The organism is Achromobacter dolens (assembly GCF_902859745.1).
GTDB classification, from domain to species: Bacteria; Pseudomonadota; Gammaproteobacteria; order Burkholderiales; family Burkholderiaceae_B; genus Achromobacter; species Achromobacter dolens.
On record NZ_CADIJW010000003.1, the window covers coordinates 1 to 22346 of the forward strand.

At 68.9% G+C, this 22346-nt stretch carries 23 protein-coding genes; 20 read left to right on the forward strand and 3 right to left on the reverse strand.

The window, feature by feature from the left end; all coding sequences use genetic code 11:
• From HV783_RS03705 to HV783_RS03715, 3 genes are all read left to right on the forward strand, one after another.
• A partial coding sequence (locus HV783_RS03705; RefSeq protein ID WP_367646376.1) for an ATP-binding protein occupies positions 1–866 on the forward strand: 866 nt, incomplete at its 5' end.
• 63 nt (positions 867–929) lie between these two features.
• Positions 930–1244: a hypothetical protein gene (locus tag HV783_RS03710; RefSeq protein ID WP_175188723.1), complete on the forward strand. Its 315-nt coding sequence runs from the start codon at positions 930–932 to the stop codon at positions 1242–1244.
• A 170-nt stretch (positions 1245–1414) separates the two neighbouring features.
• On the forward strand, positions 1415–2287 hold the full coding sequence (locus tag HV783_RS03715; RefSeq protein ID WP_175188724.1) for a DMT family transporter: 873 nt from the start codon (positions 1415–1417) through the stop codon (positions 2285–2287).
• 124 nt (positions 2288–2411) lie between these two features.
• Here the strand turns inward: HV783_RS03715 and HV783_RS03720 are convergent, their stop codons facing one another.
• Together HV783_RS03720 and HV783_RS03725 are read right to left on the reverse strand one after the other, a co-directional pair.
• The gene (locus HV783_RS03720; protein WP_054502697.1) at positions 2412–3293 is read right to left on the reverse strand and encodes a hypothetical protein; all 882 of its coding nucleotides are present in this window, start codon (positions 3291–3293) and stop codon (positions 2412–2414) included.
• A gap of 517 nt (positions 3294–3810) precedes the next feature.
• Positions 3811–4797, reverse strand: coding sequence for a Bug family tripartite tricarboxylate transporter substrate binding protein (locus tag HV783_RS03725; RefSeq protein ID WP_144655060.1), 987 nt, complete (start codon positions 4795–4797; stop codon positions 3811–3813).
• 551 nt (positions 4798–5348) lie between these two features.
• Here HV783_RS03725 and HV783_RS03730 point away from each other — a divergent pair.
• The 17 genes from HV783_RS03730 (at position 5349) to HV783_RS03810 (ending at position 21873) form a co-directional block, all read left to right on the forward strand.
• Positions 5349–8264, forward strand: coding sequence for a monovalent cation/H+ antiporter subunit A (locus tag HV783_RS03730; RefSeq protein ID WP_054502695.1), 2916 nt, complete (start codon positions 5349–5351; stop codon positions 8262–8264).
• Positions 8264–8608 (forward strand): Na+/H+ antiporter subunit C, encoded by a 345-nt coding sequence (locus HV783_RS03735; protein WP_006227452.1) that lies wholly within the window; start codon positions 8264–8266, stop codon positions 8606–8608. The genes HV783_RS03730 and HV783_RS03735 overlap by 1 nt, the downstream gene beginning before the upstream one ends.
• On the forward strand, positions 8605–10236 hold the full coding sequence (locus HV783_RS03740; RefSeq protein WP_175188725.1) for a monovalent cation/H+ antiporter subunit D: 1632 nt from the start codon (positions 8605–8607) through the stop codon (positions 10234–10236). The genes HV783_RS03735 and HV783_RS03740 overlap by 4 nt, the downstream gene beginning before the upstream one ends.
• Positions 10236–10718, forward strand: coding sequence for a Na+/H+ antiporter subunit E (locus tag HV783_RS03745; protein ID WP_054502693.1), 483 nt, complete (start codon positions 10236–10238; stop codon positions 10716–10718). The genes HV783_RS03740 and HV783_RS03745 overlap by 1 nt, the downstream gene beginning before the upstream one ends.
• The gene (locus HV783_RS03750) at positions 10715–10996 is read left to right on the forward strand and encodes a K+/H+ antiporter subunit F (RefSeq protein WP_006394683.1); all 282 of its coding nucleotides are present in this window, start codon (positions 10715–10717) and stop codon (positions 10994–10996) included. Before HV783_RS03745 ends, HV783_RS03750 begins: the two co-directional genes overlap by 4 nt.
• Entirely contained in the window at positions 10993–11331 is a 339-nt protein-coding gene (gene mnhG, locus HV783_RS03755) for a monovalent cation/H(+) antiporter subunit G (RefSeq protein WP_054502692.1), read from the forward strand. Before HV783_RS03750 ends, mnhG begins: the two co-directional genes overlap by 4 nt.
• A gap of 228 nt (positions 11332–11559) precedes the next feature.
• A complete protein-coding gene (locus tag HV783_RS03760) occupies positions 11560–12063 on the forward strand; it encodes a hypothetical protein (protein ID WP_372413505.1) in 504 nt (167 codons plus the stop codon).
• A gap of 114 nt (positions 12064–12177) precedes the next feature.
• Entirely contained in the window at positions 12178–13026 is an 849-nt protein-coding gene (locus tag HV783_RS03765) for an HAD family hydrolase (RefSeq protein ID WP_054502690.1), read from the forward strand.
• 10 nt (positions 13027–13036) lie between these two features.
• On the forward strand, positions 13037–13528 hold the full coding sequence (gene tadA / locus HV783_RS03770) for a tRNA adenosine(34) deaminase TadA (protein WP_064527664.1): 492 nt from the start codon (positions 13037–13039) through the stop codon (positions 13526–13528).
• Complete coding sequence (locus HV783_RS03775; protein WP_175142408.1) at positions 13525–14574, forward strand: LD-carboxypeptidase; 1050 nt, start codon at positions 13525–13527, stop codon at positions 14572–14574. Before tadA ends, HV783_RS03775 begins: the two co-directional genes overlap by 4 nt.
• Before the next feature lie 145 nt (positions 14575–14719).
• Positions 14720–16324: an ABC-F family ATPase gene (locus HV783_RS03780; RefSeq protein WP_054502686.1), complete on the forward strand. Its 1605-nt coding sequence runs from the start codon at positions 14720–14722 to the stop codon at positions 16322–16324.
• Positions 16325–16447: 123 nt separating this feature from the next.
• Positions 16448–17665: an MFS transporter gene (locus HV783_RS03785; protein ID WP_054502685.1), complete on the forward strand. Its 1218-nt coding sequence runs from the start codon at positions 16448–16450 to the stop codon at positions 17663–17665.
• Positions 17666–17776: 111 nt separating this feature from the next.
• Positions 17777–18547: an ABC transporter ATP-binding protein gene (locus HV783_RS03790; protein ID WP_054417510.1), complete on the forward strand. Its 771-nt coding sequence runs from the start codon at positions 17777–17779 to the stop codon at positions 18545–18547.
• A gap of 73 nt (positions 18548–18620) precedes the next feature.
• The gene (locus HV783_RS03795; RefSeq protein ID WP_175188726.1) at positions 18621–19619 is read left to right on the forward strand and encodes an ABC transporter substrate-binding protein; all 999 of its coding nucleotides are present in this window, start codon (positions 18621–18623) and stop codon (positions 19617–19619) included.
• A complete protein-coding gene (locus HV783_RS03800) occupies positions 19616–20389 on the forward strand; it encodes an ABC transporter permease (RefSeq protein ID WP_049073452.1) in 774 nt (257 codons plus the stop codon). Before HV783_RS03795 ends, HV783_RS03800 begins: the two co-directional genes overlap by 4 nt.
• Positions 20390–20394: 5 nt before the next feature.
• Complete coding sequence (locus tag HV783_RS03805; RefSeq protein ID WP_175167379.1) at positions 20395–21213, forward strand: transporter substrate-binding domain-containing protein; 819 nt, start codon at positions 20395–20397, stop codon at positions 21211–21213.
• Between the two features lie 72 nt (positions 21214–21285).
• Positions 21286–21873 (forward strand): IMPACT family protein, encoded by a 588-nt coding sequence (locus HV783_RS03810; RefSeq protein ID WP_054502682.1) that lies wholly within the window; start codon positions 21286–21288, stop codon positions 21871–21873.
• A 32-nt stretch (positions 21874–21905) separates the two neighbouring features.
• Here the strand turns inward: HV783_RS03810 and HV783_RS03815 are convergent, their stop codons facing one another.
• Positions 21906–22280, reverse strand: a complete 375-nt coding sequence (locus tag HV783_RS03815) for a thioredoxin family protein (RefSeq protein WP_049073455.1) — start codon at positions 22278–22280, stop codon at positions 21906–21908.
• Positions 22281–22346: the final 66 nt, after the last annotated feature.

Here is a 22346-nt window from a genome sequence, read left to right on the forward strand (position 1 = left end):
AGCAGGCCCTGGCGGCCGCGCAGCGCGCCCTGGATGCCGACAGCGCCCGCGCCCAGTTGCTTGAAACCCAGGCCGCCGCGCGTGGCGCCGACCTGCAATCGCCCGAACGCGCGGCGCAGCGCCAGGCCCGCGCCGGCCGGCTGGCCGAGGCCCGCAGCGGCCACGACCTGCTCGAACAGCGCCTGCGTCAGGCGCAGGCCGCGCTGGAGGCGCTGCGTCCGGAACTGCTGGAGCAGGACGCGCAGCGCTACGAAAAGTCCGCCGCCATCGAACGCGACGCCCAGCACAAGCGCCACAGCGAGATCCAGCAGTTGCTGGGCAAGCTGGAGCAGGCCGGCGCGCAGGGCCTGGGCGAACGCCTGTCCGAAGCCGAGGCCGCCTGCGAACGCCTGCAGCGCCGCCGCGACGAATTCCAGCGCCGCGCCCAGGCGCTCGAATTGCTGTCCACCCTGCTGGCCGGCAAGCGCGACGCCGCCACCCAGCGCCTGCAGGCGCCGCTGGCGCGGCGCCTGGGCCACTACCTGGCGCTGCTGTTTCCCGAGTCCGCGCTGCGGCTGGACGAGGCGCTGTTGCCCGCGGCCCTGCAACGCGCGGGCGGCGAGGACCCGCTGGATGCGCTCAGCTTCGGTACGCGCGAGCAATTGGGCATCCTGGCGCGCTTCGCCTACGCCGACCTGCTGCGCGAGGCCGGACGGCCGACGCTGCTGTTGCTGGACGATGCGCTGGTGCACACCGACGACGAGCGGCGCGACCTGATGAAGCGTGCGCTGTTCGATGCCGCCACGCGCCACCAGATCCTGATGTTCACCTGCCACGGCGAGGCCTGGCGCGACCTGGGCGTCGAGCAGCGCCGCATCGGCGCCTGACGCCTTGGCGGTGGTGCGAGCCGCGTCCGCACGTGCAAACTGCCCCCGCACGTGCGGACCGGTGTGGTCAAGCGCGTCGCCGACTGCGTGCGGGCGCCCCGCAACTTGACGCTGGCGCGCGGCGCCGGTAGCCTACACGGGTTCATCACCGAACCCGACGCGCTTCACATGCCCGACTTCACGCCTTCCGCCGAATCCGCCTTCGCTGCCCGCGCAGCCGGCGCCGGCCTGCGCGCAAGCCGGCGGCAGGGCGTGTCGCCTCCCGTTGTTTCTCCTGTCGTCTCGACGGTCGTATCGCCGCCGTTGGCTTCGCCGCCGTGCGATGTCGTCGTCGGTGTCGCGGGCGCCTATCCGCCCGTGGCCGCCGTCGTCGGCTGACCGCCGCACACTTCCCGCTCCCGCCTTATCGCCTGGATCCGCCGCGCTGATGCGCCGACGCGTTTGCGTTCGCGCCCGCCCGCCGCGCGTCCACGCCTGATCCGTTCGCGCGCCGCAAGACGCGTGCACGCCGCGGGAGCCTGTTCCATACCCGACAGGTAGAAATCTTCATGTCTTTCAATCGCAATGCGTGGGCCGCCTACGGCTCCACTTCCTTGTTCGTGCTGCTGTGGAGCGGCGGCGCGATCTTCGCCAAATGGGGCCTGGCGCACGCCTCGGCCTTCGGTTTCCTGCTGTGGCGCTTCGTCCTGGCGCTGGTCGTCCTGCTGGCGCTCTGCGTTGGGCGCCGGCGCTGGCTGCCGGCGCCCGGCACGCGCGGCATCGTCGCGCTGACCGGGCTGCTGCTGATCGGCAGCTATTCCATCTGCTATCTGCTGGCGCTGGACCACGGCATCACGCCCGGCGTGCTGGCCACGCTGCTGGGGGCGCAACCCATCCTGACCCTGGCGCTGCTCGAGCGCCGCTTTCCGCCGCTGCGGCTGGCGGGGCTGCTGCTGGCCCTGTGCGGATTGGGCATGGTGATGTTCCAGAGCATCGGCATGGCGCGTTTCTCGCTCGCCGGCATGGCCTTCGCGTTCGCGGCGCTGCTCAGCATGACCGCCGGCTCCATCCTGCAAAAGCGCGTGCGCCAGGCGCCGACGGACGTGATGCCGCTGCAGTACGTGGCCAGCCTGGCGCTGTGCCTGCTGTTCGCGCCGTTCCAGCCGCTGCACGTGGATTGGAGCCCGGGATTCGTGCTGCCGCTGCTGTGGATGGGACTGGTGATCTCCGTCGGCGCGACGCTGCTGTTCTACCGCATGATCCAGTCCGGCAACCTGGTCAACGTCACCAGCCTGTTCTACCTGGTGCCGGCCGGCACCGCGGCGCTGGATTACCTGGTGCTGGGCAACCGCCTGTCGCTGCTGAGCCTGGGCGGCATGGCCGGGATCCTGCTGGGGCTGATGCTGGTGTTGCGCACGCCGGCGGCGCGCTCGGGGGGCTGATCGCGGTTTGCCGCCGCGTCGCGGGATGTTCGCCGCGCGGCGCACACCTCGGGGGCGCATCGCGCGCGCGCGGGCGGGGCGAGGGCGCGCTCCGGGACGTGGCCGTCCTGCCGCTTCGTCCGCGCTACGCGTGCGCGGCTTCTTCCTGGCCGGCCCAGTGGCCGCTGACCAGTTGCGCCGGGCGTTCGCGCGCCTGGACCCGGGCGCAGACCGCCCAGGCGTCCAGGCGCACGTTCAGGCCGGCATAGACGCCATGGCCGTCGCCCGCCTCGATCCGGCCGTCGGCCTGCACGCCTTCGCCGGCGCGGATCGAGCCGTCGGCGCGGATGTCTTCGCCCGCGATCAGTCCCCAGCCCGCGGCCAGGTGGCCGCCGCAGGCGATGCTGGCGCCGGCCTGGATGCCGCAGGCGGCATCGATGTCCTTGGCGGCCTGGACGCCGCCGCCGGCCTTGATGCCCTGGCCGCATTTGAGGGCGCCTTGCACCTGCACGTCCTGCCCGGCCCGCAAGTGGCCGGTCACGGCCAGGTCCTGGCCGGCGCAGATGTCCCACTTGGCGCGCAGGTTGCCGCGGCAGTCGAAGGCGGTGGCGACCTCGATGCCCCATTCGGCGGACACGTCGCCGCCCGCGCGCAGGTCGCCGGCGCTGGCGATGTTGGCGCCGGCCGTGATGTTTTCGCCGGCCACGATCGATTCCCCGGCGCGGATGCCGCCGCCGGTGATGATGCTGCGTCCGGCCCGCACCACGCTGTCGACGTTGATGCCCATGCGCACTTCCAGCGTGCCGGCGAAGACGATGGCGTGGGCGTCGAGCGTGTCCAGCTTCAACACCGCGTCGGTCGGCCCGAACTGGTCCAGCAGCCAGCAGGCGTCACCGACGCGCCCGTCGGCCACCAGGGCATCGAGGACCGCCTGATAGTCCCCCTGTCCGTTGTGGTCGCGCAGGAACCATTTGTAGCCGCCCGCGCAGGGGTTCTTGGCTTTGACGAATTTCTTGGTGAGTTGCATGGCGTTCGGTGGCAATCAAGGCGTGGCGCCGCCCGCCGGTCACAGTCGGCGCGCGGACGGAAAACGTGGCAAGACCGCCCGGCCATGCGGCAGGGCGGTCGCGCCGGCCGGCCTCGAACCGCGACGCGCGCGACAAGGGTACGGGCGTGCAGGCGGCCGGCGGCGGGCCGGTGACGGAAAGCGGGAAGGGGGATGCCGGCGATTAGCCGGGCTTGGAACGCGCGTAGGCGGAACGCGCGGCGACTTCCTGCGAGCTCAACAGGGTCGAGCGCAGGGCGCAAAGCACGCAAGCGGTGTCGGAAGGATGGGAGAAATCGATTCGCACGGGCGAAATGGTAGCAGAGCGCGGGCGCGTCATCTGCCCGGCGATCGCCGATGTGGCGTGGGACGGTCCGAATCTGGCGCCGCGCAGGGCGCGCATTGCGCCGGCGGCCTCGGAAAGGGCCCGCCGGCACGGCGTGGCGGCGGGCAGACGGACTGGCCGCCCGGGTCACGCGGCGATGCCGCGTGACAAGCCTCAGTTCGTCGACTGGATGTTGCGCTCCTTGGCGATGCGCTGGCGCAGCTCCAGTTCACGCTTGATCTGCGCGGCGTATTCGGCCGGCGTGTTGCCGTCGACCAGCGAGCCGCCGTCGGCCAGGCGCTGGATGATCTTCGGATCCTTCAGCGCCTTGACGGTGGCGTCGTGGATGCGGTCGATCACCGCCTGGGGCGTGCCGGCGGGCGCGACCAGGCCGTACCAGGCCATGTTGTCCATTTCCGGCAGGCCGCCTTCCGAGAAGGTCGGCACGTCCGGCAGGGCGGGCAGGCGCTTGGGCGCGGCCACGGCCAGGGCGCGCAGCTTGCCGGCCTGGATGTGCGGCATGGACGAGGGCAGGTTGTCGAACTGGGCGTTGACCTGGCCGGCGATCACGTCGTTGAGCGCCGGACCCGAGCCGCGGTACGGCACGTGCACCATGTCGGTCTTGGTCAGCGACTTGAACAGTTCGCCGTCCAGGTGGCCGATGCCGCCGGCGCCGGACGAGGCGTAGCTGTACTTGCCGGGGTTGGCCTTGAGCAGGGCGATGAACTCGGCCAGGTTCTTGGCCGGCACCGCCGGGTTCACCGTCAGCACATTGGGCACGTTCACCATATTGGTGATGGGCGCGAAGTCCTTGAGCGGGTTGTACGGGTTCTTGGGGTTGGTGGCCGGATTGGTGGCCATGGTGCTGACAGTGGCCACGCCCAGGGTATAGCCGTCCGGGGCGGAGCGGACCAGCGCGTCGGCGCCGATCGAGCCGCCGCCGCCGCCGCGGTTCTCCACCACCACCGCCTGGCCGAGTTCGCGGCCCAGGCCTTCGGCCACCACGCGGGCGACGATATCGGTGGTGCCGCCGGCCGCGAACGGCACGATCAGGCGGATGGGTTTGTTCGGGTAGGCGTCAGCGGCTTGCGCGGCGCCGCTGAGACAGAGGCCGGCGAGGGCGGTGGCCAGGACGGCCTTGGCTTGGGACAGCACGGTCAAGAGTCTTCTCCATATTATTGAATCCGAGCCGGCCGGCTACGATGGCCGGCGTCGGCGAAGCGCGCCGGGCTCGGATGCTGGCCTGGCCGACGCTTCGTGGGCGCCATTCCACACAGTTACGGGGAACCGGTCAATCCGTATTCCCCCTGCATCGCGTGTGGGTATTTTTACCCCGGAAGAAGCCCGCCAGAAGTGCGACGATGGCGCAAAAAATCGTATGCTGACAAGAACTTGAACGAAATCGGGGCCAGTCATCGATGCGTAATGATTGCGCAGCGATCATGTCGTCATCCCCCCGGTACGCGCATAAATCTCTGCATAACTTACAAGAATCTGATATTTTTCGGATGAGATTCTTGGCCGGTCTTGCAAGAAAACTATTGCGTTTGTTTCTGTCCGCGCCGTTCAATGGCGTAGGTTGACGTCCCCGCGGGGCAACGTGTAGTGCAGCGACGCACCGGGCCAGGGTTCCGTCCGTTTTTCAATCCCCGGTCTGTTTCGTCTCTCGCTGCTGCGCTGGCGGGAGGGGGCCCGGACATTCTCGGAACGCCATGTCGCTGATACTGATCCTCGCTCTGCCGTTCGCCGGCAGCCTGTGCGCCGCGCTGCTGCCTTCCAACGCCCGCAATGCCGAGGCCTGGTTGGCGGGCATCATCGCCCTGGCCTGCGCGGTTCTGGTCGCCAGTCTCTATCCGCAGGTCGCCGGCGGCGGCGTGGTCCGCGTCGACATTCCCTGGGCGCCCGCCCTGGGCCTGCAGTTCACCCTGCGCATGGACGGCTACGCCTGGCTGTTCGCCCTGATCGTCTCCGGCATGGGCGCGCTGGTGGTGCTGTACGCGCGCTACTACATGTCGCCGGAAGACCCGGTGCCGCGCTTCTTCTCCTTCTTCCAGGCCTTCATGGCCGCCATGCTGGGCGTGGTGCTGTCGGGCAACCTGATCCAGTTGGTCATGTTCTGGGAAATGACCAGCCTGGCCTCGTTCATGCTGATTGCGTACTGGCATCACCGCCTGGATGCCCGCCGCGGCGCCCGCATGGCGCTGACGGTGACCGGCGCCGGCGGGCTGTGCCTGCTGGCCGGGGTGCTGATCCTGGGCCACATCGTCGGCAGCTATGACATGGACCGTGTGCTGGCCGCCGGCGACCTGGTGCGCGCCGACCCGTGGTATCCCGCCGTGCTGGTGCTGGTGGCGCTGGGCGCGCTGACCAAGAGCGCCCAGTTTCCGTTCCATTTCTGGCTGCCCAACGCCATGGCCGCGCCCACGCCGGTGTCGGCCTATCTGCACTCGGCGACCATGGTGAAGGCCGGCGTGTTCCTGCTGGCGCGCTTCTGGCCGGTGCTGTCCGGCACCGACGAATGGTTCTGGATCATCGGCGGCGCCGGGCTGATCACGCTGGTGCTGGGCGGCTATGCGGCCATCTTCCAGCAGGACATGAAAGGGGTGCTGGCGTACTCGACCATCAGCCACCTCGGTCTGATCACCTTGCTGCTGGGGCTGAACAGCTCGCTGGCGCTGGTGGCGGCGGTGTTCCACATGGTCAACCACGCCACCTTCAAGGCCTCGCTGTTCATGGCGGCGGGCATTGTCGACCACGAGACCGGCACGCGCGACCTGAGCCGGCTGTCCGGACTGTACAAGGCCATGCCGATCACGGCCACGCTGGCCATGGTGGCGGCGGCCTCGATGGCCGGGGTGCCGCTGCTCAACGGCTTCATCTCCAAGGAAATGTTCTTCGCCGAGACCACCTTCGTCAGCGGCGACATGATCACGAAAGTGGGCCTGCCCCTGGCGGCCACGGTGGCGGGCGCCTTCAGCGTGGCCTATTCGCTGCGCTTCATCCTGCAGGTGTTCTTCGGCCCGCCGGCGACCGACCTGCCGCGCGCGCCGCACGAGCCGCCCGGCTGGATGCTGCTGCCCAGCGGCCTGCTGGTGCTGATGTGCCTGGTGGTGGGCATCCTGCCGGGCCTGACGCTCGGCCCGTTCCTGGCCACCGCCGCGCAGAGCATCCTGGGCGCCGACATGCCCGAATACAGCCTGGCCGTGTGGCACGGCGTCAACCTGCCGCTGGTGATGAGCTTCGTGGCCATGACCGCTGGCGTGATCCTCTACCTGGCGCTGCGCGCGCACCAGCGCGCCAATCCGGGCCGGGTGCCATTCATCTACCGCCTGGACGGCCGCCGTTCGTTCGAGGCGTTGCTGGACGGCTCCAGCGTGGCCGCCGCCTGGCTGCTGCGCTGGCTCGCGTCGTCACGCCTGCAGGTGCAGATGCTGCTGATCGTGCTGGGCACCTTGTTCGTGGCCTGGCTGCCGCTGCGCGCCGGCGGCTGGCTCGAGGGCACCGGCCGCGCGGCCGAGGTCGATCCGGCCTTCGCCCTGCTGTGGCTGGTGGGTTGCGTCTGCGCGGTGGCCGCGGCCTACCAGGCCAAGTATCACCGCCTGGCGTCGCTGGCGCTGGCCGGCGGCGCCGGCCTGGTGACCTGTCTCACGTTCGTCTGGTTCTCGGCGCCCGACCTGGCGCTGACGCAGTTGTCGGTCGAGGTGGTGACGCTGGTGCTGCTGCTTCTCGGCCTGCGCTGGCTGCCCCGCCGCATCGAGCAGGACGAGGACGAGGGGCTGGGGGCGACCCTGCGCGCCCGCGGCCGCCGCCTGCGCGACCTGCTGATGGCGACCGCCGCCGGCACCGGCATGGCGGCGCTGGCGTACGCGGTGCTGGTGCGGCCGCAGACCGACACGATCTCGTCATATTTCGTCGACCGCGCGCTGCCTGACGGCGGCGGCACCAACGTGGTCAACGTGATCCTGGTGGACTTCCGCGGCTTCGATACCTTTGGCGAAATCACGGTGTTGGGCATCGTGGCGCTGACGGTGTACGCGCTGCTGCGCCGCTTCCGCCCGGCCGCCGAAAGCGCCGACCTGCCGCGCCAGCAGATCGACCAGGACGGCCCGGTGCCGGCCACGCCGGACATCAAGACGATCGTGCCGACCGGCCCGATGATGGTGCCGACTGTGCTGGTGCGGCTGCTGCTGCCGACGGCGGCGCTGATCTCGGTGTATTTCCTGCTGCGCGGCCACAACCAGCCCGGCGGCGGTTTCGTCGGCGGGCTGATCTTCGCCACCGCGGTGATCCTGCAGTACATGGTGGGCGGCGTCTACTGGGTCGAATCGCGCAGCCGCCTGAACCCGCAGAACTGGATCGGCATCGGCCTGCTGTTCGCGGGCACGGCGGCGGTGTCGGCCTGGCTCGCCTACAAGCCGTTCCTGGCCGCGCTGGCCTGGGACATCGCCTTGCCGCTGGTGGGACACGTGCACCTGTCCAGCGTGCTGCTGTTCGACCTGGGCGTCTACATGCTGGTGGTCGGATCCACCGTGCTGGTGCTGGTGGCGCTGGCCCACCAATCGCTGCGCGCACAACGCAAGGCAGCCGCCGAAAGCCAGGCGGCCGCCGCACAAACGGGGGAAGCCTGATGGAATTGATTTATGCCGTCGCGATCGGCGTCCTGGCGGGCTCGGGGGTCTGGCTGCTGCTGCGGCCGCGCACCTTCCAGTTCATCATGGGCCTGTCGCTGGTCTCGTATGCGGTCAACCTGTTCATCTTCGGCATGGGCCGCCTGACCTCGGGCCGGCCGCCGGTGGTGGATCCGGCCATGGCCCATGATCCTTCCTGGTATGCCGATCCGCTGCCACAGGCCCTGGTGCTGACGGCCATCGTGATCGGCTTCGCCACCACCGCGCTGTTCCTGGTGGTGCTGCTGGCTTCGCGCGGCTTGACGGGCACCGACCACGTCGATGGACGGGAGTCCCAATCTTGAGTTTCTGGCTGCAACACCTTCCCGTCCTGCCCATCGTCACGCCGCTGCTGGCCGGCGCCGCGATGCTGCTGCTGGGCGACACCCGCCGCTACACGCGCGGCGCCATCGCCATGCTGTCGACCCTGGCCCAACTTGCCGCGGCCATCGCCTTGCTCGCGGTCGCCGGCGGCGCCGTGCCGGACGTCTGGCCGCATGGGGTCGGCGTCTACCTGGTGGGCGACTGGCCCGCGCCGTTCGGCATCGTGCTGGTGGTGGACCGCCTGGCGGCGGTCATGCTGACCCTGACCGCGGTACTGGGCCTGGCCTCGCTGACCTACGCGCTGGCCCGCTGGGACCGGGCCGGGGTGCATTTCCATTCCCTGTTCCAGTTCCTGCTGATGGGCCTGAACGGGGCTTTCCTGACCGGCGACCTGTTCAACCTGTTCGTGTTCTTCGAGGTGCTGCTGGCCGCTTCCTACGGCCTGCTGCTGCACGGCTCGGGCGTGGCGCGCGTCAGCGCCGGCCTGCAGTACATCGCGGTCAACCTGGTGGCCTCGTTCCTGCTGCTGATCAGCATCGCGCTGATCTACGGCGTGAGCGGCACGCTCAACATGGCCGACCTGGCGCTGCGCGCCGGCGACCTGACCGGTTCGGACCGCATGCTGTTCGAGGCCGGCGCCGCCATCCTGGGCGTGGCCTTCCTGGTGAAGGCGGGCGCCTGGCCGCTGAACTTCTGGCTGGTCAAGGGCTATGGCTCGGCCGGCGCGCCGATCGCCGCCATGTTCTCGATCATGACCAAGGTCGGCATCTACGCGCTGCTGCGCATCGGTTCGCTGCTGCTGCCGAGCGGCGCGCCCGCGGCGTTCAGCCTGGACTGGATGTTCGCGGCCGGCCTGGCCACGCTGCTGTTCGGCGGCCTGGGCCTGCTGGCCACGCAGCAGCTCGAGAAGATGGTGGGCTATTGCGTCATCGTCTCGGCCGGCACGCTGCTGACGGCGCTGGGCATGCCCGGCGTGACGCTGACCGGCCCAGCGCTGTTCTACCTAATCAGTTCGGTGCTGACCACGGGCGCGTTCTTCATGCTGGCCGAGCTCATCGAACGCACCCGCAGCTTCGGCGCCAACGTGCTGGCGGTGACGCTGGACGCTTTCGATCTGGACGACCCGACCTCGGTGAATCGTTCGGATGACGTGGTCGGCGTCGCCATTCCGGCGGCCATGGCCTTTCTTGGCCTGGCCTTCATCTGTTGCGCCTTGCTGGTGACCGGGTTGCCGCCGCTGTCGGGCTTCGTGGCCAAGTTTTCGCTGTTGTCGGCGGCGGTTTCAGCGGCCAACGAATCGGCGCCGCCGATGGACGCCTGGATCCTGGTGGCGGCCGTGCTGGTGTCCGGCCTGGCGGGCCTGATCGGCCTGGGCCGCACCGGCATCCGCGTGTTCTGGGCCAGCGACGACCGCAGCACGCCGCGCCTGCGGCTGATCGAAGCGGGGCCGGTGGCGGTTCTGCTGCTGCTGTGCGTGGGCCTGGCGGCGGGCGCGGGCCCGGTGTCGGCCTACCTGGACGACGCCGCGCGTTCGCTGGACCAGCCCAAGAGTTATATCGATGCCGTCATGTCCGCGCAGACGGTGCGCGCCACGCTGGGAGGAAACTGATGCGCCGCCTGTATTTCCTCTTCCTGCCGGTGTTCCTGTTCGTCCTGTGGCTGGTGCTCAATGAGAGCCTGTCGGCCGGCCAGATTGCGCTGGGCGTGGCGTTGGCCCTGTGGTTCACCTGGGCCGCTTCGCGCCTGCGGCCGCTGAAGGCGCGGCCGCGGCGCCTGTGGAAGGCGATTCCGCTGTTCCTGCACGTGACCGTGGACATCATCAAGTCCAACATCGCGGTGGCCAGGCTGATCCTGAATCCGCGGCGCAATGATTTCTCGCCCGGGTTCATCAAGATTCCGCTGACCATGCGCGATCCGCACGGCCTGGCGATGCTGGCCTGCATCGTCACCTACACGCCCGGCACTGTCTGGGTCGAACTGGGCGACGACCACCGCCTCAAGCTGCACGTGCTCGACCTGCAGAACGAGGAAGACTGGGTGCGCCTGGTGCAGGATCGCTACGAACGCCCCTTGATGGAGATCTTCGAATGAACGCCATACTTTACTGGGCGGCGTCCTTTGCCCTGGTGTGCTTCGCGCTGGGCATGGTGTTTGCCGCCATCCGCCTGCTGCGCGGCCCCACCGCGCAGGATCGCGTGCTGGCGCTGGACACGCTCTACATCAACGGCATGCTGACCATGCTGGTGTTCGGCATCCGCTCGGGCACATCGGTCTACTTCGATATCGCGCTGCTGATCGCGCTTTTCGGATTCGTGGGCTCGACAGCCATGGCCCGCTTCCTGCTGCGCGGCGAGGTGATCGAGCCATGATCGAGAACCTGCCCCTGTGGGCCAGCATCCCGGCCAGCGTGCTGCTGGTGCTGGGCGGCCTGCTGGCCCTGACCGGCTCGGCCGGCCTGCTGCGCTTTCGGACCTTCTACGCCCGCATCCATGCGCCGACGCTGGGCAACACGCTGGGTTGCGGCTGCGTGCTGGCGGCGTCGATCCTGGTGTTCTCGGCGCTATCGTCGCGGCCCGTGTTCCATGAGGTGATCATCACGCTGCTGCTGATCGTGTCGTCGCCGGTGACAGCGATGCTGCTGATGCGCGCGGCGGTTTACCGTAACCGTTTGACCAAGGCCGACGCCGATCTGGACGCGAGGTAGCGGGCAGGGCGGCGCCGGATACACGGGGACGTATCGGCGCTTTTTAGGGACGAATTGCGCCGGCGCAAGGAATATTGCGCCGCAGCAGCGGAAACTTCAGCTTACGATTGCACGTTGCTGGACATGTCCCCGTCGTGCCATCGTGGGATAGTTGTATCAAGCAGACGGTGCCGGCCCAGCCAGGCCCGCGCCGTTCGGGTTCAATCCTCTTTCTCCAAGGAGCTGGCCATGAATGTACGTCCCATGCACACCAAACGCCTTGCGGCATCCCTTTGCGCGGCTGGCCTGATGCTGGCCGCCGGAGCGGCGCAGGCGGCCGACCCGATCGGCCGCGCCGGCATCCAGGCGCAATACGAACAGGATGTGGCGGCTTGCAAGAACGGCAGCACCGGACAGGAGCGCTCCGCCTGCATGCGCGAGGCTGGCGCCGCCCGCCAGGAAGCCATGCGCAAGCAACTGAGCGATGGCACCACCGACCAGCACCAGCAGAACATGCTGGATCGCTGCAACCGCCTGCCCGCCGATTCGCGCCAGGACTGCATCACGCAGATGACCTCGCCGACCCAGGTGCGCGGCAGCGTCCAGGGTGGCGGCGTGCTGCGTGAAACCGTGATCCAGGTGCCGGCCGGCACCGCCGGCACGGTGCCGCCGCCTCCGCCGCCGGCCACCGCGCCCGGCATGGCGCCGGCTCCGGGCATGGCGCCGCCGCCGCCCGCGCCGATGCGCCAGTAACGACGCTGGGCGGGCCAGGGGAGGGCGCGGCGCGTCCTTTCCCCGCGGCCACGGGGCCCAGCCGCCGCCACAATCAGGCAAAATGGCGGCTGTCGCCCTTACTCACGCATATCCATGTCCGACGTCATCGCCCTGATTTTCGACTTCGACGACACGCTGGCCTCGGACAGCACGTCCGGTTTCCTGGACAGCATCGGGGTGGACACGGCGTCCTTCTGGAAAGACCAGGTCGATCCGCTGCTGTCCCACCAGGACTGGGACCCGGTCCCGGCCTATCTCTACCAGATGATCCAGCTCTCGCGCGAGGGCAAGCACGGCCTCATCACGCAGCAGCGGCTGCGCGACTGGGGCGCGCGCCTCGAACTGCACGACGGCGTGGCCACGCTGTTCCAGCGCCTGCGCGCCGCGGTGCGGGCGGCGCAGCCGCAGGTGCAGCTCGAGTTCTACCTGATCTCCAGCGGCATCGGCGACGTGGTGCGCTCCACGCCCATCGCGCACGAGTTCACCGAGATCTGGGCCTCCGAATTCACCTACGGCGCCGACGGCGGCATCGAGTTTCCGCGCCGCATCGTCAGCTTCACCGACAAGACGCGCTACCTGTTCCACATCCAGAAGGGCATCATCGGCCGCGATTTCCGCAACAAGCCGTTCGAGGTCAACCGCAAGGTGCCCGAGGACCGCCTGCGGGTGCCGTTCGACCAGATGGTGTTCGTCGGCGACGGCTACACCGACATCCCGTGCTTCTCGCTGATCCGGCGCGCCGGCGGCTACGCCTTCGGCGTCTGGGATCCGAAGCACCGCGACAAGCGCAGCCGCGCCTGGGGCTTCATCGAGGAAGGCCGGGTGTCGAACCTGAACCAGGCGCGCTACGACGAGAACGCCGAGCTCTACCAGTGGCTGGAAGAGGCCGTGACCAGCCTGGCCGGCCGCATCGCGCTCAAATCGCGGGTGTACCGTGGTTGAGCCGATCGCCATGGCGGCCGTGCCGCCCTGGACCGCGCAGGATGCCGAGTTCATGACGCTGGCGCTGGAACAGGCGCAGGCGGCCTATGACATCGGCGAGGTGCCGGTGGGCGCGCTGGTGGTCTCGGCCCAGGGCGACATCCTGGGGCGCGGCTACAACCGCACCATCATCGACCACGACCCCACCGCGCACGCCGAGATCGTCGCCTTGCGCGGCGCCGCGCGCGCGCTCGAAAACTACCGCCTGCCGGGCATCACCGTGTACGTCACGCTGGAGCCCTGCGTCATGTGCATCGGCGCCATGCTGCACGCGCGCCTGGCGCGGGTGGTGTTCGGCGCCTACGACCCCAAGACCGGCGCCTGCGGCAGCGTGCTGGACGTGGGCTCGGTGCCCAAACTCAATCATCACACTTCAGTCACCGGCGGCGTGCTGGCGGAACCCTGCGGCGAGCTGCTGCGCCGGTTCTTCCGCGAACGCCGCGCCAAGGAATCCATCGCATGAGCAACACCCGAGGCGCCAAGGCGCGCGCCGCCAAGGCGGCCGCCGCCCCGGCGCATGACCACGCCAGCCACGATCACGACCACGAATGCGACGAGGCCTGCGGCCACGATCACAGCCACGACCACGAGCCGGGCCACGTCCACGGCTTCCCGGACGCCCGCGGCATCTACCTGATCTCGCCGTCGTCGGCGGTGCGCGACCCGCAGACCGTCGAAGTGGCGCGCGAGCGCCTGGCCGCGCAGGGCTTCAAGACCGCGCTGGACCGCACCGCGCTGGCCGAGCATCAGCGCTTTGCCGGCACCGACGCGCAGCGCCTGGCCAGCCTGACGCGCGCCGCCAAGCAGAAACTGCCGATCGTCATGGTGACGCGCGGCGGCTATGGCATGGGCCGGCTGCTGCACGCGATCGACTGGAAGGCCATGGCCGACAGCGGCAAGCGCTTCGTCGGCATGAGCGACTTCACCGCGTTCAACCTGGCGCTGCTGGCGCAGACCGGCGCGGTCAGCTACACCGGCGCCACCGCCATCTACGACTTCGGCGGCAAGAAGGTCGACGACCTGACCGAAGCGCTGTTCGGCGAAGTGATGCGCGGCGAGCTGGAAATCCTCAGCTTCGAGACCCAGGACGCCGACCCGGTCGATTGCCGCGGCATCCTGTGGGGCGGCAACCTGGCGATGTTGACCTCGCTGGTGGGCACCCCCTACATGCCCAAGGTGCGCGGCGGCATCCTGTTCCTGGAAGACGTGGCCGAGCATCCGTACCGCATCGAGCGCATGCTGATCCAGTTGTGGCAGGCGGGCATCCTGGGCAGGCAGAAGGCCATCGTGCTGGGCCGCTTCTCGGACTACAAGCTGGCGCCGCACGACAAGGGCTACGACCTGCACGAAGTGGTGGCCTGGCTGCGCAAGACGGTCAAGGTGCCGGTGGTGACCGGCCTGCCGTACGGCCACGTGGCCACCAAGGCGACGCTGCCGATCGGCCAGAAGGTCGGCATCGCCACCGAAAAGGGCCTGGCCCACCTGGTGCTGGACGAACACCACCATTGAGGCCCCGGCCCGCCTGGTTTTTCCGACCGCCCGGCCCGCGCCGGGCGGTTTGCCATCCGGGCTTGGTACACTATCAGGTTTCGCCGCATGCCGGCGTTGTCGCGCCATCCTGGCGCCACATCCATTCTCCCGCTGCTAAAACACTGTGATATCCACCGCCAATCTCACCATCCAGTTCGGTCCCAAGCCCCTTTTCGAGAACGTCAGCGTCAAGTTCGGGGAAGGCAACCGCTACGGGCTGATCGGGGCCAACGGGTCCGGCAAGTCGACGTTCATGAAGATCATCGGCGGCGACCTGGAGTCGTCGGCCGGCAACGTCTCGCTGGAGCCGGGCGTGCGCCTGGGCAAGCTGCGCCAGGACCAGTTCGCTTTCGAGGACCTGCGCGTGCTGGACGTGGTGATGATGGGCCACACCGAGATGTGGGCCGCGATGTCCGAGCGCGACGCGATCTACGCCAATCCGGAAGCGTCGGAAGACGACTACATGCGCGCGGCCGACCTGGAGGCCAAGTTCGCCGAATATGACGGCTACACCGCCGAAGCCCGCGCCGGCGAGCTGCTGCTGGGCCTGGAAATCGCCGTGGACCAGCACAACCTGCCGATGCGCGAAGTGGCGCCGGGCTGGAAGCTGCGCGTGCTGCTGGCGCAGGCGCTGTTCTCGAACCCGGACGTGCTGCTGCTGGACGAACCGACCAACAACCTGGACATCAACACTATCCGCTGGCTGGAAAACGTGCTCAACAGCTACCAGAGCACGATGATCATCATCAGCCACGACCGCCACTTCCTGAACCAGGTCTGCACCCACATGGCCGACCTGGACTATGGCGAGATCCGCATCTACCCGGGCAACTACGACGACTACATGCTGGCCTCGACGCAGGCGCGCGAGCGCCTGGTGGCCAACAACGCCAAGGCCAAGGAACGCGTGGCCGAACTGCAGGACTTCGTGCGCCGCTTCGCCGCCAACAAGTCCAAGTCGCGCCAGGCCACCTCGCGCCTGAAGCAGATCGACCGCATCAAGGCCGAGCAGGTCGTGGTCAAGCCGTCGTCGCGCCAGAACCCGTACATCCGCTTCGAGCAGAACAAGGTCATGCACCGGCTGGCGGTCACGGTCGAGAATCTGTCCAAGTCCTACGACGCGCCCGTGATCCGCAACTTCTCGGCCATGGTCGACGCCGGCGAGAAGATCGCCATCATCGGCGCCAACGGCGTCGGCAAGACCACCTTGCTGCGTCTCTTGGCCACGGACCTGGCGCCCGACGCCGGCACGGTCAAGTGGTCGGATAACGCGGACCTCGGCTACATGGCCCAGGACGTGTCGGATCAGTTTCTGCAGACCGATATCAACCTGCTCGACTGGATGGGCGAGCATCGCCAGCCGGGCGACGACGACCAGTCGATCCGTTCGGTGCTGGGCCGCCTGCTGTTCTCGGCGGACGACCTGCCCAAGGCGCCCAAGGTGCTGTCCGGCGGCGAAAAGAACCGCATGACCTTCGGCCGCCTGATGCTGGGCCGTCACAACGTCATGCTGCTCGACGAGCCGACCAACCACCTGGACATGGAATCGATCGAATCGCTGCAGTTCGCGCTGGAAAAGTACGAAGGCACGCTGTTCTTCGTCTCGCACGACCGCGAATTCGTGTCGGGCCTGGCCACCCGCGTGATCGAAATCCTGCCCTCGGGCGAGATCGTCGACTACCGCGGCGGCTACGAAGACTACCTGTCCTCGCGCGGCATCGAAGCCTGACACCCGGGGCCTTGAGCCCCGCGCCCATGCGGCGGGCTGGCGTCCGTTCAGCCTGCCGCAATCCTGCTGGGCTATCATCTGGGTAAACCCTGGCCCGTTGCGCCAGGCTCCACCCCGTTCGACATGTCTCCCACACCGCATACCACGCCCGATGGCCAGCCCATCGGGACGGTCGCCTTGACCGCGCGCATCGTCGCGATCGCCTTTTTCACCTTCATCTGTTATCTCGCCATCGGCCTGCCGCTGGCGGTGTTGCCTGGCTACGTGCATGGCCAGCTCGGCTACGGCTCGGTGCTGGCGGGGCTGGCCATCAGCGTGCAGTACCTGGCGACGCTGCTGAGCCGCTCGCACGCCGGCCGCATGGCCGACACGGTCGGGCCCAAGCAGACCGTGGTCATCGGCATGGCGGCCTGCGCCGCCAGCGGCGTGTTCCTGCTGCTGGCCTATGCCTTTGAACGCAGCGCCTGGCTCAGCCTGGGCGCCATCATCGTCAGCCGGCTGGCGCTGGGCTTTGGCGAAAGCTGGGTCGGCACCGGTTCGGCCACCTGGGCGATTGCCCGGGTCGGTCCGCTGCACACGGCGCGGGTGATCTCCTGGAACGGCATCTGCACCTACGGCGGGCTGGCGCTGGGCGCGCCGCTGGGCGTCTACCTGGAAACCGAATGGAGCATGGGCGCGCTGGGCGGCGCGGTGCTGCTGCTGGGCCTGGCCGGCCTGGGGCTGGCGCTGGCGCGGGCCGCGGTGGCCATCGTCGGCGGGCATCGCATGGCCTTCAAGAGCGTGGTGCTGCGGGTGTTCCCGCACGGCATGGCGCTGGGGCTGGGCTCGGTCGGCTTCGGCACGCTGGCCGCCTTCGTGGCGCTGTACTACGCCAGCTTCTCGTGGGAGGGCGCGGCGCACGCGCTCAGCGCGTTCGGCTGCGCCTTTATCGGGGTGCGCCTGCTGTTCGCCGGCACCATCACGCGCTTTGGCGGCTTCAAGGTGGCGCAGGTGTCGTTCCTGGTGGAAGCGGCGGGCCTGGCGCTGCTGTGGCTGGCGCCCAATCCCGGCGCCGCGCTGGTGGGCGCGGCCCTGACCGGCTGCGGCTTCGCGCTGGTGTTCCCGGCCATCGGCGTCGAGGCCGTGGCGCGCGTGCCGGCCGGCAGCCGCGGCGCGGCATTGGGGGCCTATTCGGCCTTCCTGGACCTGGCGCTGGGCGCGACCGGTCCGGTGGCGGGTTATATCTCCGGCGGTTTCGGCTATCCGGCGATCTTCCTGTCGGCGGCGGTGGCGGTGCTGCTCGGCTTCCTGATCGCATTCGGACTGCAGCGCCACGCCAGCCGCGCGCAGGCGGCGGCCTGAGGTACTTTGTTCATAACCAAAAGTCTTAAGAACATGCGATATTGATCGTTTGGATTCATATAACGAATTGTTAGATTAGGCCCGTTCCCCACGCGCGCCACGATTCGTTCCATGAACCTGACTTTCGACCACGTCCACAAGCACTTCGGCGACCTGCCGGTCGTCGACGGCTTCACCAGCGAATTCAAGACCGGCGAGCTGGTCGCGCTGGTCGGCCCGTCGGGCTGCGGCAAGTCGACCCTGCTGCACCTGGCGGCCGGTCTGGAAAAGCCCACGCAAGGGCAGGTGCTGGCCGACGGCAAGGCCGTGACCGGCCCGCATCCCAGCCGCACGCTGGTGTTCCAGGAACATGCGCTGTATCCGTGGCTGACGCTGGAAGACAACGTGGCGCTGGCGCTGGAATTCCAGAAGACCCCGAAGAAGCGCGCCCGCGAGGCGGCGCGCGAATGGCTGGCGCGTGTCAGCCTGGCCGGCTTCGAGCACTATTACCCGCACCAGGTGTCCGGCGGCATGCGCCAGCGCGCGGCATTGGCCCGCGCCTTCATCGCGCAGCCGCAGACCATGCTGATGGACGAACCCTTCGGCGCGCTCGACGCGCTGACGCGCCTGGCGCTGCAGGACGTGCTGCGCCAGTTGATCGCGCAGGAAAAACCCACCGTGCTGCTGGTGACCCACGACGTCGATGAGGCGCTGTTCCTGGCCGACCGCATCGTGGTGTTCAGCCCGCGTCCGGCGCGCGTGCTGCGCGAATTCAACCTGGCGCACCGCGCCAAGAGCCACGACCTGTCCGACCTGGCCGCCGAGAAGCGCGAGATCCTGCGCCTGCTGGGCATCGCGGTCGACGGCGCGGCGGCGCATTCCGATCTGGCGTTGGCCGCCTGATCTCCTTCGATTTTCCGGTTCACGGGCGGCGCCAGCAGGCGTCGGCCATCCTCGATTCCCTGGAGCCTTTCCCATGAAATTCAAGCAATGGCTGTCCCTGCCGCTGGCCACGGCGCTCCTGGCCGCGGCGCCCGCCATGGCCGCCGAGAAATTCCGCGTCGGCTACCTGCGTGTGATGGACGACGCGCAGGCCATCGTGGCGCAGGAGGGCGGCTACTACAAGAAGGCCGGCCTGGATTCCGAGCTGATCGAGTTCAAGTCGGGCACCGACCTGATCAAGGCCATCGTCGGCGGCCAGTTGGACATCGGCGTGCTGGGCTTCACCAACGCCGTGGCCTGGGCCTCCAAGGGCGCGGACCTGAAAGTGGTGGGCGGCGCGCAGCAGGGCTACCACTCGCTGATCGTGCGCGACGATTCGGGCATCAAGGACATCGCCGGCCTGAAGGGCAAGACGCTGGCCTCGCAGGCCGAAGGCAGCACTGCCGACGTGGTGCTCAAGGGCGTGGTGCTCAAGCAGGGCAACCTGGGCGCGGACGACGTCAACGTGATGGGCGTGAGCCCGGCGGTGGCGGTGCAGTCGCTGGTGGGCAAGCGCGTCGACGCGGCCTTCCTGTTCGAACCCTACGACCGCATCGCGCAACTGGTGGCGCCGGTCAAGCAGATCTACGAAGTGGGCCAGGCCTGGCCGTTCCCGTGCATGGTGGTGATCACCTCGGGCGAGACGCTGGCCAAGCGCAAGGACGACGTCTGGAAGGCATTGGACGCGCAGAACCAGGCCATCGCGTTGCTGCAGAAGGAGCCGGCGCAGGCCTCCAAGCTGATCGCCTCCTACTTCATTGCCGAGCCGACGCTCAAGACGCTGACCCGTGGCGAGCTGCCGCGCGAGACGGTGATCGCCGAGGCCATCAGCACGCAGGTGTTCACGCCCAAGCTGACCGAGAAGGACACCAAGCGCATGCAGGAGATCGCCGACATCCTGCAGGCCCAGGGCTCGCTCAAGACGCGCGACGGCAAGCCGTATGACGTCTCCAGCATCGTCGACCTGTCCTGGCAAGAGGCTCGCAAGCTTTGAGCGCATCGACCCGTGTGACCGGCGCCCGCAAGCATCTGGCGGGCGTGCTGGGCGTCCTGTTCATCCTGGCGCTGTGGCAGGCGGCGGCGTTCGCCTTGCCCGATTTCCTGATGCCGGGCGTGCCGGCGGTGCTCGAACGCCTGTTCGAAGACCTCGGCAAGCAATCGTTCCACCAGAGCCTGATGGGCACGCTGGGCCGGCTGGGCGCGGGCTACGGCCTGGCGCTGGCGGCGGGCATCGGTTTCGGCCTGGTGGCGGCGGTGCTGTTCTTCTTTCGCGAAGTGCTGCGCAGCGCCATCGTCATCCTGCAGTCGATCCCGTCGATCGCCTGGGTGCCGCTGTTCCTGATCGTGATGGGTTTCGGCAGCACGCCGATCATCGTGGTGGTGGCGCTGTCGGCGTTCTTCCCGGCTGCCCTGAGCGTGATGAACGCCACCGAGTCGGTGCAGCGCGTGCACGTGTCGGCCGCCCGCGTCATGGGCGCCACGCCCTGGGGCCTGGTCAAGCGCGTGTACCTGCCGGCCGTCATGCCCGAGCTGATCACCGGCGCCCAACTGGCGTTCGGCAACGCGTGGCGCGCGCTGATATCGGCCGAGATGCTGATCGGCTTCGGCAAGGGCCTGGGCCGCTCGCTGGCCTATTCGGGCGAAATCGCCGACATGACCGGCGTCATGACCAACATTCTGGTCATCGCGGTGCTGGCCGCGCTGATCGACCAGTTCGTGCTCGAGAACCTCAAGCACCGGCTGCTGCGCTACCAGTACGTGTGAGACCCATGATGCGGCGCGGTCTGCGTTTCGTGGCCTGCCTGTTGGCCTTGCTGTCCGCCACCAGCGGCGCGGCGCCGCCCGACGGCCTGGCGGCCGCGCGCCAGCGTGGCGAACTGGTGGTGGGCGTGCCGTACCTGGCGCCCGCGCCGGCGGCCGGCGCCAAGATCCGCACGCCCGAAGGCCTGGATGTCGCCATGGCCGAGAAGCTGGCCCAGGACCTGGGCTTGCCGTTCAGCCTGCGGCAGGTGGCGGCGGCCGACGCGGCCCGGCTGCTGGCCGCGGGGGAAGTCGACGTGGTGCTGGCCGATCGCGTGTCGCCGGCCCAGGCGCTGCCCGGCGATCTGGCGGCGGTGGCCACCGGTTACGCCGCGCGTCCCAAGGCCGTGATCCGCAGCGATACCCGCATGCGCCAGGGCAGCGATGCCCGCGGCCGCAGCGTCTGCATGGCCGAAGCCGCCGTCGGCGCGCAGGCGCTGGCCCGCAGTTGGGGCGCGGTGGTGCGCACCTACCGCGTGCCGTCGGACGCACTGGTGGCGGTGCGCGAGGGCAGTTGCGACATCGGCCTGATCGATGACGCGGCGTGGGAGCCGCTGATGCGTTTCCCCGAATGGAAGAAGTTCTCGGCCACGCTCGGCGCCGAGGGGGCCAGCCAGGAGCGCGTGTGGCTGCTGCCGGCGGCCGACACGGCCACGCAGGCCTGGCTCGATGCGCGGATGCGCGAATGGGCGCGGGCCGGCGCCTGGAAGGCCCTGCCCGCCAAGTGGGCGCGCGACGTGGCCTTCGACGTCTACCTGGACCAGGAAGTCGCCGACTGCCACGGCTGAGGCCCGCGCGCCGGATCCGTCCGCCCTGGCCGTGCCAGCGCGGCGTGGGTCGCGCCCTTACAATGCCGGGCTATGACCACCACCTTGACCGCCGTCTGCTCGCACGAGGAAGACATCAAGAAAAGCCGCTTCGTCGCGCACGCCGCGCCCGTGTCCAGCATCGACGAGGCCATGGCGTTCTTCGCCGCGCACAGCGACCCTGAGGCCACCCACAATTGCTGGGCCTACCGCATCGGCCAGGAATACCGCTTCAATGACGATGGCGAGCCCGGCGGCACGGCCGGACGCCCGATCCTGCAGGCGATCGAAGGGCAGGGGATGGACCGCGTGGCGGTGCTGGTGGTGCGCTGGTTCGGCGGCGTCAAGCTGGGCGCCGGCGGACTGGTGCGGGCCTACGGCGGTTGCGCCGCCAACTGCCTGCGCAACGGCCCGCGCGCCGAGATCGTGGACCTGGCCACGGTGGCGTGCGCCTGCGGCTTCGCCGAGCTGCCGCTCTTGAAGTCGCGGCTGGCGCAGGCCGGCGCGGTGATCGTGCAGGAGGATTTCGGCGCCGACGGCGTGGCGTTGCGCTTCCAGGTGCCGCGCGGCGCCGTGGCCGACCTGGAGATGACGGCGGCCAACATCACGCGCGGCCGGTCGGCCTGGGAACAACTGGCGTAAAACGCACAAGGGCCCCGCAGGGCCCTTGTCCATCACGCGTCCTGGCTGTCCTGGGCGGCCGCGATTTCCTGGTGGACCTTTTCCATGTCCACTTCCTTGATCTTGGCAAGCAGCTCGTTGAGCTGGCCGCCCGACAGGGCGCCCGGCTGCGAGAACAGCAGCACTTTTTCGCGGAACACCATCAGCGTGGGGATCGAGCGGATGCCCAGCGCGCCGGCCAGTTCCTGTTCGACGTCGGTGTTGACCTTGGCAAAGGTGACGTCGGGATGCTCGTTGGCGGCCTGCTCGAAAACCGGCGCGAAGCCGCGGCAGGGGCCACACCAGGGCGCCCAGAAGTCCACGATCAGGGTGCCGTCCGGCGTGATGGCTTCCTGGAAGCTGTCTTTGGTGAGTTCAACAATACTCATTTTGGATCCTTGCCGCGGGCGCGGCGCAAAGTGTCGGTATCGGCGGCGCGGGGGCGGTCAGGCTCG